This is a genomic window from Roseibium sp. JB4-4, assembly GCF_055693425.1.
The window spans coordinates 3335104-3348523 of the sequence record NZ_CM146333.1; the positions used below are offsets into that span (position 1 = coordinate 3335104).

Genomic DNA, 13420 nt, shown 5'->3' on the forward strand with positions numbered 1-13420 from the left:
GGCCCAATCACTGTTCTTTATTATCAATTTATACGTGCTTATATCGTGCCTGCAATTTTAGGAGTTTTCCAGCAAATAGCAGTTATGCGCACATCCGGCGCCATAACTGAGTGTTATGCATGCGGTGGCATCACGGCTTTGCCGCGAACGGCAATCACGGCGAGACTGCAACAGAGTAGACCGGCTGCCATAAACAGGCTTGAATGACCGGTTGCCGGGATAAGGAACCCGCTGATGACCGGCCCGATACCTTGTCCTAGCGAGATCAAAAAGAAGGTGAAGCCGAAGCCTATTGACGGAGTTTCGAAAAAGATACGCATGCTCCACATGCCAAATAGCGCCGTCATCACGATAAAGCCTGCACCGAAACACGCCGCAGACACATAGATACCGACCTTTGTCCCGATCAAAAGCGGCAGCGTTCCGACCGCAGCGCCGACGATCAGAGACAGCATCACGTAGGTTTGGCGAAGGCCCCAACGGTTCACCAGTCCGCCTGCAAAGCAGCCCGTAACGCCAGCTATGCCAAGCACGATCCAGAACAGCACTGCATCGCGCGGGTTGCCGGTGAGCATGTAAAGAAGTTCAACAGCGTAGGTCCAGTAGACCGCAGTGATGATGCCGAACAGAAATGCGGCTATGAATAGCGGCCGGGCGGTCCGTTCCCCGAGCAGTCTGAAAGAGACCGTCAATGCTGCGGGTTTTGTCTGCGCGCTGCGCTGTGGCAATGCCAGCAAATTCCAGACCGTGATAAGCAATGCCAGTGCTGCAAAGGCCATCCAGGCAAGCCGCCAGTCTTCCCCGGCATAAAGGGCAAGAGGCCCCGCAATGGCGACACCGAACCCGGTTCCGGAGTTGATCCAGGCATATACCGTGTTCTGACGGCCGGGTGCGGTGTGACGGACAATGACATCGGAGAACGGCGGATAAGCAAGACCCGGGCTGGTGCCGGCCACAAAGACCCCGAAGGCCAGCGTCCAGGGGTCCGGCGCCAAGGCGATGATCGCCATGCCGAGAGCCGCTGCAAGGCCGCCAAGCAAGATGGGAAGGCGTGGCTCGACAAAGGTCGACAACCAAGATCCGGCGAAGGTCGCCGCCAGATACCCCAGATAGGAAGCACCGGCGATCAGCCCGATAGTCTCGGGAGAGAGGCCGAATTCCTGGCGAATGTCGGGGAGAAATAATCCGAAGCAGTACCTGGCCAGTCCGTAAGTGACGGCAACAATGGCTAGTCCCGCGGCGGTCAGGCCACGGGTTTGTGCTGCGGACACCTCACACCCGGCGGGAGAGCTGGAAATGAAGTGTCTGGTCATCGGTCATGGTCTCACCGGTGATTTCGAAATGACCGCCAAGCTGTCTGTAGTGGCGATACTGCTCAAGTGTAAGTTTCAGGCAGAAGTTGGAAACATGCAAGATTCTTCCATTGATTGCATCCTCAAACTCCTCACCCAGAATGGCGACGAAGGCACTTTCCCCATCATGAAACGCCACGGGCAGCAGAAAGAACCGATTCAAGCTTGGCAAATCCCTATGGACGGCCCGCTCAAAAGCAATCCTCGAAAAGCGCTGCATGGCGGCATGGGCATAAAACCCCGGGATCTTTTCAATCTGTCCGGCAGCATAAAGCTGGCTCTCGGACAGAAGAAGATCACCCGAACGCGCAATCGATCTGAGCCACTTGTTCACCACATATGGGTCGTCATTGCCTTCCTGAAAGCCGAGCATGGTAACCAGTGCCGTAGGCGCGCCCGGTTCCAGAATGTCCGTGAGTCGAAAGGCTTCAAACGGTGCTGTGATGAATTGCATCGGCAGATGAGGCAGCATCTGTTTCAATACCGACCGCATCGGGGCTGCCGACATAGGGTTTATATCGACGGCAACATAGCGATCGATTTCAACTCCGAGCTCGGTCAAGGTGCTCAGAATAAATGCGGTTTTGACCGGTTCCGGACCCAGTTCGACATAAACGAGACTGTTGCCGTTCAGCGACGAGACAACAAGGTTCAGGCATTGCCGCAATGCCAGTTTGAACGACATGCCGTCGTCGTGCAGGCGACCCAGGTCGTCGGAACCGACGCCAAATTGGTTAAGCTGGCGCATAAGCTGGAACACTTCGTCGAGATGTTCGGTTGCTGTCTCCGCACTACCGGCATTTGTGTACTTGACCCGATTGTCCTGGGTGAGGATGCGCTCGGGGCCAAATTCCGTATGGGAGGCGATGGACTGATGAACTCTGTGCTGCAACGTCAGCGTCTGGCCCTCAAAATTCAATAGATCAGGCTGGCTTTCCGCCTGTCGGCCTGGAGTGTCGATCGAAAAGGCAAAGGTCATGGAAGTTACTCGAATTGACTGTACCATTTCCCGGATTACGGGATATTGAAGCGCTTTCTAAATTTATAATTGAACAAACTCATAATGAAACGTTATGATTGTCCTGCGCTGGAAGAGAGGCTTGGAGAACGGGTTCCGCGCGAAAACGGAGGCAGGGACGTGACCATCGGCCGATTTAATATCGAGTTGCTGGAGGCCTTTGTGGCGGTTGCCGAGGCCGGCAACGTGACCCATGCGGGATCGAAGCTGAACCGGACGCAGCCCTGTGTCAGCACCCAGTTGCGACGTCTAGAGGACCGTGTTGGCAAACCTTTGATCGAGCGCACGGCCCGCACAATGAACCTGACACCCGCCGGACGCATTCTCTACCAGCATGCCACTGAAATTCTGCGGTCACACGAAGAAGCCCGCCTTCGCCTGTCAGCACCTGAATTGACCGGAACTGTGCATGTTGGCTTGCCCGAATGGTTTGCGACCGGTCAGCTACAGTCGATTTTCTGCAATTTTGTGCGCATTCACCCCAACGTCAAACTCGAGATGACCGTTGCCGACAGCGCAACGTTGCACGATATGCTGTCAGCCAACGAGATCAATCTGGCCATCGCATTGGTATCGCCTGTGAAACCTTCACCGAACGGCTTGGTTGAAGAACCTCTTTATTGGGCCGTCAGTGAAACCTGCGCATTGGCCGACCCTTTGCCGTTGATCCTGTTTCCAGAACCCTGTCCTTTCCGCGAGCTTGCCTTCAGCGCATTGGCGCGGGCCGGCCGGCAATGGTATGAGCGCATTACCACGACCAGCGTTGCCGCGGCACAGGTTGCCGTGCGATCCGGCGCAGGTCTTTGCTGTTTTCCCGCAGGAGCAATTGTCGACGGGATCAAGATACTGAGAGAGCAGGACGGCTTTCCAGATCTGCCTGCGAGCCAACTGGCGATCTATACACCTTCCAAAACACAGTCTCCTATTGTCGACTATCTGGAAGAGCATCTGACCGCTCTGCTTCAAAACGCGATTTCGCCAGGGTCCGCCCTGGCGGGCAAGATGCAACCGGACCTAAGAGTGGTGTGAGTCCTTTGTTCCTGACAGGATCAGGAACTTGTCGGCTCTAGCAACGATGGCCAGCATCATTTTCGGGGCGTTCGATTTTCGACAGCAGCCCTGAACGTCCGTCCAACCGGCACTTCGTGGCCATTCTTCAACAACAACACAGTCCTGCCGTTCAGCCGGCTGCGTCCCGTCACGGCGTGCAAAGCCACCCAGTGAGATCTATGTGTCTGGACACCTTTTTCGCCTGCCGCCTCTGAAACGGCATCCCGAAAACGCATAGCAAGAAGTGCGGAACCCCTCTCGGTTTCAACCTCGACATAGTGGTCTCGTGCCGTCAAACGCAGGAGACGACCGCGAGTGTGCAGCGGCAATCTGTCCAAAAGCTTTGGACGGGACCACTCTTTGGTGGTGATCACAGGTGCTGCGAAAATATGAAAAAAGACGGTCAGGCATCCAATCGCGAGAACGCAATGCCCATAAAGTGGCAACAAGTGGCCATTGAGCGGGTTGGTGCCGAAAAGTGCCCACACCAGGGAAACCACAAGACAAACGGGTATCGCGGTCAACGCTGAAACGGCAAAAATCTCCACGAAAACCGGAACATTCCTGCACCTTAGAAATCTTTCGATTGCCGTTGCGGTCGCGTGTCCGATCGAAGCGGTTCCGATGACGATCATACCCCAATAAAGCAACCGCATGGCTGGTGCATATGCGCCATAGGTCCCAAACGGGCCAATCAACGCGAGAAATACCGCCACCGTGACCAGGAGCGCCAGTGTCTGCCTCGAAACAAACGGCGCCGCGCAATCGCGCGCGAAGTGGCGCAACAAGGCGTCGTTCGCGAAATCTGGCTGCATCTGGCGAAATCCTCCTTGTTACAAGCTTTCTGGCGCGGTCAATGACGAAACAGGAAGTTTACTTCAGAAGCGAGAGAGAGGCCATGTTCCCGATCCGTTCGAAGCCGTTTATGGCGATGATTTTGCCGGTATTTTTTTGTTTGACCAGCCTTTCCTTAACCGAAGGCGCTCCAGCCTGCTCGACCGTTGCCTTTGAAAGCGCTCAACGTCCGATGCTCGCCTACAATTTTGATTTTGAAGCCACCGGCGCAGGTTTTCTGACCGTCAACTCCTCAGGCAGCAGAAGGCAATCCATTACCGAAGGCCGTCCTGCAAGCTGGACAGCCGAATATGACAGTTTGACCATTAATCAGGTTGGCCCGGGCATGCCCGCCGCCGGGATGAATACGGCAGGACTTGTCGTTACCTTGATGTGGAACAAAGAAGCCGTTTTCGGAGGGCCGGAAGACCTGCCTTCGGTCAGCGAACTGGAATTCATTCAGCGCTTGCTTGATCTTTCAGGATCCGTGGAAGACGCTCTGCAGCACGCAAACGACGTTCGGATCGACGGACTTGTGCCGATCCATTATTTCCTTTTTGACCGGACAGGAGAAGCTGCCGTTCTCACCCCTGGAAAATCCGGTTTGCTTGTTCATCAGGGCGTCGACCTGCCTGTACCTGCATTGACCAACACGCCTTATCCGGAAGCTCTCCTTCATCTGGGTCAATCGAGAGGATACGGCGGCACATTACCGGTTCCTCAGAACCAAAGCCTGGGCACCCAAAATAGCCTTGACCGCTTTGCAATCGCGGCCAATGCGGCACGTCAGTCCAAAGGTCGGACAAGCACAGACGAAGCCTTTAACCTGCTGAACAAACTGGCCAACTCGGAAACACGCTGGCAAATGGTGTTCGATCCGAAGGGCCAAAAGATCTGGCTGCGCATTACAGGCTCATCACTGGAACACCTGCTTGATCTCTCAAAGCTGGACTTTGCTTGCCAGGTACCGCCCCTTGCTATCGATTTGCGTCAGTTGAGCCCGGAGTTTAAGGCGAGGAACCTGTCGCCAATTCAGCCAGATACTCTCGGCGAAAGTCTCGCCGAAGTGCTTTCCTCCATGCGTCAGACGGCGCATCTTGGCCGCGCGGAAATTGCCGGCGCGATCGCAACCGGTTTGATTTTCTCATCAAGCTGCACCGCAAAGTGATTCCTGCTAAAGTTGACGTTGCGTAGGGTCAGCGCGCTGCCCAGCGCTGCGTCAACCGGAGGGGACTAGCCATGTGCGATTTCTGCGTTATCAATTCCGTCAAACAGCGCATGCTGTCCCGACGCGACTTCTTCAAGACGACTGCCGCCGGCGCCGGTGTTGCAGCCGCGACGGCCCTTTCCGGCGCTATGCCGGCCATGGCGCAAACGCCGACAACCATTTCAGACATGACCCACGAGCTGCACCCAGCCTTTCCGACTTTCGGCGGCGAGCCGCAATTCGAACTGAACCGGATCTTCGACTTTGCAAAGGACGGCTACAATTTGTTCGAGATGCGCGTCAACGAGCATACCGGTACCCATCTGGATGCACCGCTGCATTTTTCCGCGGACGGACAGTCGGTTGCCGAAATCCCTGTCGAAAACCTGGTCGCACCACTTTGCATCGTCGATATTCGAGCCAAAGCGGCAGAAAATCCCGACGCGCAAGTGACGCCGGACGATCTCAAGGCCTGGATGTCCTCGAATGGCGATATTCCGCAAGGGGCTTGCGTCGCAATGAATTCCGGCTGGGCCGCCCATGTCGATAGTGACAGGTTTCGCAATGCCGATGCCGATGGGGTCATGCATTTTCCCGGCTTTCATGTTGAAGCCACCAAAATGCTGATGGAAGAAGCCGATGTGGTCGGCATCGCGGTTGACAGTCTGTCGCTTGACCACGGCATCTCAAAAGATTTCGCCGTCCACTACGATTGGCTGCCGAGCAATCGCTGGGGCCTGGAATGCATCGCCAACCTCGATGCGCTTCCCGCCACGGGAGCGACACTGATCGTTGGTGCGCCCAAAAATCGGGGAGGGACCGGTGGACCCTCGCGCGTTATGGCGATGGTGTAACGGCTCCTAAGCTCCGAGTTACAATGACAGCGTTTAGTGCGCATCGTCCCAGTTGTCGGCCGCGCGGGCGTCGACCTGCAGCGGTATGGAGAGAGTGAGCGCTGGATCGCAGGCATTTTCCATGACGTCCCTGATCACCGGGATCGTCTCGTCAACCTGCGCATCCGGGACCTCAAAAATCAGTTCATCATGCACTTGCAGCAGCATTTGAGCATCCAGCTTGGCGCCATTCAGTGTGTCTTCCATGCGCACCATCGCGCGGCGCAGAATGTCGGCGGCTGAACCCTGGATCGGAGCATTGATGGCCGCGCGTTCATAGAAGGCTCGCATGTTGGGGTTCTTGGTGTTCACTTCAGGATAATGCGCCTTGCGGCCGAATATCGTCGCCACATAACCATCTGCATGAACCTTCTTTTTGGTCGCTTCCATATAGTCCCGGATGCCCGGGAACCGCTCAAAATAGGTTTTGATGTAGTCACCGGCTTCGCCACGCGATATGCCCAGCTGATTGGCAAGACCAAAGGCAGAGATACCGTAAATAATGCCGAAATTGATGGCCTTTGCCTGACGGCGAACCATCGGGTCCATGCCCTCAATCGGCGTGCCGAACATCTCGCTGGCCGTCATGGCGTGAATATCGAGCCCGTCTTCAAAAGCCTTCTTGAGCTGAGGGATATCTGCAATATGGGCGAGAACCCGCAGTTCGATCTGGCTGTAATCGGCCGAAACCAATTTATGTCCTGCTTCAGAGACAAACGCCTGGCGGATCTTTCGCCCCGCCTCGGTCCGCACCGGAATATTCTGAAGGTTCGGTTCAGAGGAGGACAGCCGGCCCGTTGTGGTCGACGCGAGCGCGTAAGACGTATGCACCCGTTTGGTCTCGGGATTGATGTAACCCGGCAATGCATCGGAATAGGTCGACTTCAGCTTTGACAGCTGGCGCCATGCGACAATTTTCGACGGCAGTTCGTGCCCTTCGGTAGCCAGGTCCTCAAGGACCTGAGCCGAGGTTGACCAGGCACCCGTTTTAGTTTTCTTGCCACCGGGCAATCCCATCTTGCCGAACAGAATGTCGCCCAGCTGCTTGGGTGAGCCAATATTGAAAGTCTCACCCGCCAATTCGTAAATCTCAGATTCCTGCGCGGCCATGCCCTGCGCAAAATCGCCGGAAAGCCTGGACAGCATTTGCCTGTCGACGGAAATGCCGCGTTTTTCCATGCGCGCCAGCACCGGAACCATTGGTCGTTCCAGTGTTTCATAGACTGTCGCCATGCGATCAGACGCTAGGCGCGGCTTGAGGATCATCCAGAGCCGTAAGGTCACGTCGGCGTCTTCCGCTGCATAAGCTGTCGCCTTGTCGATAGCTACCTTGTCAAAGGTGATCATCGACTTGCCGGAGCCGCAGACTTCCTTGAACGGGATCGGCTTGTGGTCGAGCCATCGCTCCGAAAGCTCATCCATGCCATTGCCGCCCTTACCGGCGTCAACCGTATAGGAGAGCAGCATCGTGTCGTCGAACGGACCGATGTCGACACCGTAGCGGGTCATGACCAGCCAGTCGTATTTGAGGTTCTGAGCGATTTTCAGCACCGACGGGTCTTCGAGCATCGGCTTCAGAACGTCCAGTGCGTCCTGAATGGGTATCTGGTCCGGCAAAAGACCTCCGCCACCTAACAGGTCGCCTTCGCCGTCAACATGGGCAAGCGGCACGTAGCAGGCTTTCCCGGGTTCGGTGGACAGTGACAGGCCGACAAGATCCGCCTGCATGGCGTTCAAAGACGTGGTTTCGGTGTCGAAGGCGACATAGCCTTTTTCAAAGGCAGCTTCACACCATTCTTTCAGGCGGTCGATCGATGTGACGGTTTCATAGGCACTGGAATCAATCGCGATTGCCTTGACGCTTTCGGCACGCGCATCAGCAACCGCCTGCGGCACCATCATGCCTTCAACGCCAGCTGCACCGTCACTCGGAATCGCACCAGAGCTTGTGTCGACGCGTTCAGCCATCCGGCCCTTGTGATCAGGAACATCCCATCCCGGAACCTGGAACTCACTCGCCTCGACATTGGTAACGTCGGCCCCGGTTGTTTCAGCAACCCGTTTTGTGAGCGTGTTGAAGCCCATGGCCTTGAGAAAACCAACCGCTTTGGGGCCATCCATTTCGATGACAGAGAGATCACCGACAGGTGTTTCCACCGGAACATCCTGTTTGAGCGTCACGAGTTCCTTCGAGACACGGGCCTGATCCGCAAACTCAATCAGGTTTTCACGGCGCTTCTTCTGCTTGATCGTATCGGCCTGGGCAAGGAGTGTTTCCAGATCGCCGAATTCGTTGATCAAAAGAGCGGCGGTCTTAAGGCCAATACCCGGGACGCCCGGAACGTTGTCGACACTGTCTCCGGCCAGCGATTGAACCTCGATGACCTTGTCCGGACCAACGCCAAATTTTTCGAAGACTTCGGTCTCGCCGAAGACCTTGTTTTTCATTGTGTCGATCATGCCGACTTTGGGACCGATCAATTGCATCAGGTCCTTGTCGCCCGACACAATCGTGACCTGTGCACCCTGTTCAGCCGCCTGACGGGCGTAGGTCGCGATCAAATCATCTGCCTCGAACCCTGCCTGCTCTACGCAATGCACCGAAAATGCGCGCGTTGCCTCGCGGATCAGCCCGAATTGCGGCACCAGGTCTTCCGGTGGCTCGGGCCTGTGGGCCTTGTATTCGGGATAGATCTCGTTTCGGAACGTTTGTGCGGAATGGTCGAAGATGACAGCAAAATGAGTCGGTTCATCGCCTTCTTCCGGGGTCAGGCCCTCCTGCAACAGCTTCCAGAGCATGTTGCAGAAACCCGAGACCGCCCCAACCGGCAGTCCGTCCGGCTTACGCGTCAGCGGTGGCAACGCGTGGTACGCACGGAAAATGAATGTGGAACCATCGACCAGAATCAGGTGGTCGTCAGCGGTGAGGGCGGGGGAAGAGCTTTGCGTCGACATGGCGCGGATCATGCCCGGAGCGTGCGCGAGAGAAAAGTCCTAATGTCAAAAATTCAAAGGGCGTCCCGACACGCGCTGGCAATCCAACGCTTTCGCACAAGTGAACCGCACCAGCTTCTCGTTCAAGCGCGCATAAATGTCGGATTTTTGCTTTCACGTTGAAAATAAATGGGTCATTATAGTCATTGCTTGGTTTTCCATTCGGCACAAAGTGCCGGGAAACGAACAGGGAATTCGGACGCGGCGGACCCATATCGGGCGCTGAATGCCGAAGCCGCCCCCGCGACTGTGTGCGGAGAGCGCTGACCGGATATGCCACTTGCAGCAAAAACTGCAGGGAAGGCCCGGCCAAGTGCCTTGACCCGCAAGCCAGGAGACCTGCCAGGCATATCTTGCAAACCGGGCCGTCGGGTGTGACGGCGACGAGGACATCATGACGACACAAACTTCAAAAGCCACGCTTTCCCTGACAAAGATCGTACCGCTCGCTTTCGCAGCGGTTCTGGGAATTGCAATCATTTCGATTACCGGTCACGTGCAGGCGAGCGCCTTGCATGACGCGGCACACGACGTGCGCCACGCGACCGGATTCCCGTGCCACTAAAATGCTATCGCGATTGTTGATCAGCGGCTTGTTCGCTGGCGCTGCTGCCGGGCTTATTGCGGCCCTGCTGCAGCTTTATTTCGTGCAACCCGTCCTTCTGCATGCTGAACTTTATGAGTCCGGCGAGCTGGTGCATTTCGGTGCCCAGGCCGTCAGTGCGCATCAGGACATTGGGGGCATTGATCTCGTGCGTGACGGGCTGAGCGTGGTGTTCACGATGCTCACTTATACAGGATACGCCTTCATTCTGCTGGTTCTGATGGCCATTGCTGAAATGCGCGGTGCGACAGTGAACGGGCGTACCGGACTGATCTGGGGTCTTGCAGGCTTCGTGGCATTTCATTTTGCACCAGGCTTTACGCTGGCGCCGGAAGTGCCGGGTGTTGCGGCAGCCGATGTCTATGCAAGACAGATCTGGTGGTGGGCAACAGTCCTTTCGGCGAGTGCCGGCCTTTGGCTGATTGCATTTGGCGGCAATTGGCTGGCTTGGGGTTCAGCTGCGGTTCTTTTGTTGGCTCCGCATGTGATCGGTGCTCCTGAGCCGGATTCTTTTACAGGGCCGGTTCCAACAGAAATTGGTGCGCTCTTTGCCAGCCGCGCCTTTGGCGTCGGAATGGCCGCCTGGCTGCTGCTTGGTTGCTTTGCGGGATTCTTCTGGCAGCGCGAAGGTGCCAGGATCAGTTCAATCCAGACTGCCTGAACCCGATCTCAGACAAGAAACGACCGGGCGGAACCAGGTGTTTCGCCCGGCTTCTTTTTGCAGAAACAAGGGACACGAATGGAACGTTCACTCGCACTTTTCGTCATCGGCCTGATCTTTGGTGGCGGCATCGGCTTCGTTGCAGCAGCCAGCAACGGCATCACGCTGGACGGGCACGACCATTCCGATCCGAATGCTCACCAGCTGCACGCAGCGTCAAATCAGCGCGATTCCGATCACTCCGGTCACCACGCCGGGCACAACCACGACGAAATAGTTTCCGTGCCTTCTGGTCCGGAGGCACCGACACTCGAGATCAGCGTCTCACCTGATCCGGCGAGCGGCTTCAATCTTCACATCAAGACCGAGAATTTTACCTTCGCCCCCGAGCGGGCAAGTCTTGATCACGTGCCGGGCGAAGGCCATGCGCATGTTTATGTCAACGGTGCGAAAGTCACCCGGCACTATAGTTCCTGGCTCCATTTGCCGACCCTGCCGGAGGGAGACACCACAATTGAAGTGACGTTGAACACCAATGATCACCGCATGCTTGGCGTCGACAACAAACCGCTCAAGGCTACAGCGATTGTGCCAGGCAATTAAAGCGCCGGTATACGCGCCCGCAAACAAAATCGAAGCCGTCCACAGGGCCGGGCGTCTTCGATCCACCCGTCCTTGGCGTCCAGGTAGGCACGGGCAGTTGCGACAATGTCATCGAGATCATCCGGGATAGTCAGGCCTGCAAAGAGATAGGCTGCGCGTGCCTTGCCCTGAAAGGCCAGGGACACAGGCTGTTCACAAGCTCCCATACAATCGACGGTTTCGATCTTGAACACTTCGTCAAGCGCAGCGTTCTGCATGGCTTTTGTGAGTGAGATAAGCGCAGCTTCTACCGGTCTGCCGTCCTGTTGCTTGCACGTCCGGCAGATAAGAATGCGGTTCATTCAGCCGCCTGCGGCTGCCGTTTCTTACCGAAAGTTCCGGTCAGATAAGCCCATTCGGGACGGCGGAACAGGAACCAGCCAAAGCCGGTTTTCCGGATCAGCCAGAAAAGGATCATAGGGCTGACGGAAGCGACAATGGTTACGATGAGTGAAACTGTTCCGATATCCAGGATACCCAGTTTGAGCAGGATCACACGACTGACACCCATTGGAAAGAAGAACGCCAGGTAGATGACGATCGAGTTTTCGCCAAAGTGGCGGAGAAAATCCAACCGGCCCAACTTAACGATCAACGCGCTTGTCAGGATGATTGCACCGGCACCGGCAGCACCAAGTGCAAGGGCCACCACAGGAAGCGCCGCCCAGCCGAGATAAACCAAGCTGCCATTTATGACGCCCCAACCTACCAGATAGGCAAGGCTGATGCCGATCCGTTCCCGCGCCCAGGCAGCAAGGTGGAATATCTGCGGCGCAAAGATGTAACCAGCGTAGAAATAGACGAACCTTGAAGCGAACTCGTCCACCAACAGCCAACCGGTATGGATCGGTGCAATTTGCAAAAGAGCGCCTACTGCCAACATGACCTGCCAGGGAATTCCCTTGTCGTGGGCCAGCTTACAGACAAGGAAGAACACCGGCAGCATGTAGATGAACCACAAGGTGCCGAAGGGCTGCACAAAGCTGAGGAAATAGAATTCCAGAGTGCCTGCTGTGCCCATTTCTCCGACAAATACCGGAGCTTTGACGGCGAACTGAATGGTCATCCAGAGGATATAGAAATAGGCGAAATGGACGACTTTGCGGTCCAGATAGAGCTTCCAGTCACGGGTGATCACATTGGAGAGGAACAGACCGGAGATCAGAAAGAAGTCCGGCATGCGGAACGGTGCCGCAAAGGCAACTACGGCATGCATCCAGCCGGTGTCGCCGGCTGCAGCCTCAACGCCCAACACCGAGTGCATCATCACAACAAAGATGATGCAGATGCCTTTCGCCGTATCCACCCAGTCGATGCGTGCCGCGCTCATAGTCCGTTTCCTCCGCCTCCACGGGCTATTTCCCGCAGATTTCAGAGGACTCCTAACTGAAACTGGTAAAAATTCAGCATACACCCGGTCTCACGATTTGGTGACCGGATTAAGGTTTATCAGGGCTTTGTGTCGTCCGGGTCGTCCTTCCACGGACTGATCCGGGGTTGGCCGGTGCCGGTTGGCCCACCTTCAGTTCCGTCGCCTTTTTCTGACCAGTCGCCGGCGTCCAGATCGACAACCCCTTCACCGGACGTCCTGCCTGTCTGGCCGTTTTGGACAATTACAACGTTCGATCGCGAGATGATGAACCTTGCAAGAGCCTCACGCACCGGCGGAACGAACAGCAACAAACCGATGGCATCCGTGACAAAACCCGGAATCAGCAGGAAAATGCTGGCCAGGACAATCATTGCGCCCTGCATCACTTCGTTGCCGGGTGAGCGGCCCGCATCGAGCTCCTGTTGCATGCGCATAAGCAGGGATAGCCCCTGCTGACGCAGCATAAAGGTGCCGGCAAGTGCCGTGATCACAGTCAGCAATATGGTCGGAATCACGCCGATCAAACCGCCGACCCAAATGAAGACCGCGATCTCGATCAGGGGCAGCAGAAGAATGGCTGCAATGATATAAAGTCCCACGGGACCTCCATCGTCTGATAAGCTTGTTTGGGATAAGTTAGGCGTTCGTTGCTAAAAATGCGAGCAGACTGACATGGGAAAGAGCGACTTTACGCAAATTCAGTCTTGCTCTTGGGTCTGGATGCTGGTTCAAGGACCCCCTAAATAGGATAGTAACAGACTTTGCGTATGGGGCGGCGTGCACCTTTCAAGAT

General features: G+C 56.1%; 13 protein-coding genes and 1 riboswitch. Of the genes, 6 read left to right on the forward strand and 7 right to left on the reverse strand.

The window, feature by feature from the left end:
• Positions 1–113: 113 nt before the first annotated feature.
• Positions 114–1313, reverse strand: a complete 1200-nt coding sequence (locus ACZ1HV_RS15620) for an MFS transporter (protein ID WP_472715683.1) — start codon at positions 1311–1313, stop codon at positions 114–116.
• The gene (locus tag ACZ1HV_RS15625) at positions 1273–2331 is read right to left on the reverse strand and encodes a hypothetical protein (RefSeq protein WP_472715684.1); all 1059 of its coding nucleotides are present in this window, start codon (positions 2329–2331) and stop codon (positions 1273–1275) included. The genes ACZ1HV_RS15620 and ACZ1HV_RS15625 overlap by 41 nt, the downstream gene beginning before the upstream one ends.
• A gap of 84 nt (positions 2332–2415) precedes the next feature.
• On the opposite strand from ACZ1HV_RS15625, the gene ACZ1HV_RS15630 reads away from it, so the two are divergent.
• On the forward strand, positions 2416–3399 hold the full coding sequence (locus ACZ1HV_RS15630) for a LysR family transcriptional regulator (protein ID WP_472715685.1): 984 nt from the start codon (positions 2416–2418) through the stop codon (positions 3397–3399).
• A gap of 56 nt (positions 3400–3455) precedes the next feature.
• Here ACZ1HV_RS15630 and ACZ1HV_RS15635 read toward each other — a convergent pair whose 3' ends face one another.
• Positions 3456–4235 carry a LytTR family DNA-binding domain-containing protein gene (locus tag ACZ1HV_RS15635; protein ID WP_472715686.1) on the reverse strand — a complete coding sequence of 260 codons (780 nt, stop codon included), beginning with the start codon at positions 4233–4235 and terminating at the stop codon, positions 3456–3458.
• A gap of 41 nt (positions 4236–4276) precedes the next feature.
• Between ACZ1HV_RS15635 and ACZ1HV_RS15640 the strand changes: the two genes are divergently transcribed.
• Together ACZ1HV_RS15640 and ACZ1HV_RS15645 are read left to right on the forward strand one after the other, a co-directional pair.
• A complete protein-coding gene (locus tag ACZ1HV_RS15640) occupies positions 4277–5422 on the forward strand; it encodes a linear amide C-N hydrolase (RefSeq protein ID WP_472715687.1) in 1146 nt (381 codons plus the stop codon).
• 71 nt (positions 5423–5493) lie between these two features.
• Positions 5494–6315, forward strand: a complete 822-nt coding sequence (locus ACZ1HV_RS15645) for a cyclase family protein (RefSeq protein WP_472715688.1) — start codon at positions 5494–5496, stop codon at positions 6313–6315.
• A gap of 33 nt (positions 6316–6348) precedes the next feature.
• Here ACZ1HV_RS15645 and polA read toward each other — a convergent pair whose 3' ends face one another.
• Positions 6349–9321, reverse strand: coding sequence for a DNA polymerase I (gene polA, locus ACZ1HV_RS15650; protein ID WP_472715689.1), 2973 nt, complete (start codon positions 9319–9321; stop codon positions 6349–6351).
• Positions 9322–9482: 161 nt separating this feature from the next.
• Positions 9483–9709, forward strand: a riboswitch (cobalamin riboswitch).
• 33 nt (positions 9710–9742) lie between these two features.
• Here polA and ACZ1HV_RS15655 point away from each other — a divergent pair.
• From ACZ1HV_RS15655 to ACZ1HV_RS15665, 3 genes are all read left to right on the forward strand, one after another.
• A complete protein-coding gene (locus ACZ1HV_RS15655; RefSeq protein ID WP_298812315.1) occupies positions 9743–9913 on the forward strand; it encodes a CbtB domain-containing protein in 171 nt (56 codons plus the stop codon).
• Between the two features lies 1 nt (position 9914).
• Positions 9915–10613: a CbtA family protein gene (locus tag ACZ1HV_RS15660; RefSeq protein WP_298812318.1), complete on the forward strand. Its 699-nt coding sequence runs from the start codon at positions 9915–9917 to the stop codon at positions 10611–10613.
• Positions 10614–10691: 78 nt separating this feature from the next.
• Entirely contained in the window at positions 10692–11216 is a 525-nt protein-coding gene (locus ACZ1HV_RS15665) for a hypothetical protein (RefSeq protein WP_298812321.1), read from the forward strand.
• Here ACZ1HV_RS15665 and ACZ1HV_RS15670 read toward each other — a convergent pair.
• The 3 genes from ACZ1HV_RS15670 to ACZ1HV_RS15680 form a co-directional block, all read right to left on the reverse strand.
• On the reverse strand, positions 11213–11557 hold the full coding sequence (locus ACZ1HV_RS15670) for a DUF1636 family protein (RefSeq protein ID WP_298812324.1): 345 nt from the start codon (positions 11555–11557) through the stop codon (positions 11213–11215). The two genes, ACZ1HV_RS15665 and ACZ1HV_RS15670, sit on opposite strands and share 4 nt — an antisense overlap.
• A complete protein-coding gene (locus ACZ1HV_RS15675; RefSeq protein WP_472715690.1) occupies positions 11554–12585 on the reverse strand; it encodes an acyltransferase family protein in 1032 nt (343 codons plus the stop codon). The genes ACZ1HV_RS15670 and ACZ1HV_RS15675 overlap by 4 nt, the downstream gene beginning before the upstream one ends.
• A gap of 119 nt (positions 12586–12704) precedes the next feature.
• Positions 12705–13226, reverse strand: a complete 522-nt coding sequence (locus ACZ1HV_RS15680; protein ID WP_472715691.1) for an FxsA family protein — start codon at positions 13224–13226, stop codon at positions 12705–12707.
• Positions 13227–13420 lie beyond the last annotated feature (194 nt).